Annotated in this window: 1 protein-coding gene; it reads right to left on the bottom strand. The window is 40.7% G+C overall.

What is annotated here, in order from left to right; translation table 11 throughout:
* The coding region (locus tag IDG65_RS14420) for a G5 domain-containing protein (protein ID WP_206174261.1) at window positions 1–270 on the bottom strand (270 nt) is incomplete at both ends.

Genomic DNA, 270 nt, shown 5'->3' on the forward strand with positions numbered 1-270 from the left:
TTTCCGTTTGATCTGTTGGTAAGTTTGGATCGAAGATATCTTTATGACCTTGCGGTATTTTCTCGCCACCAAACTCTACAATCTTATCTACTGGTTGTTTTGTGATCTCTTCTGTTGGTTGACCCTCACCAACTTTTTCACCTGTTAATGGGTTCACTGTGATTGGTGTTGTGATTGTCTTACTTCCTGGTTGTCCTTCTTGTTTCACTCGCTCTTCACCAGGTTGTAACTTCGGATTAAATTCACGTTTTGTCTCGAACGGTATCTCTA

It is taken from the genome of Staphylococcus sp. EG-SA-17 (genome assembly GCF_017151845.1).
Lineage (GTDB): Bacteria > Bacillota > Bacilli > Staphylococcales > Staphylococcaceae > Staphylococcus > Staphylococcus aureus.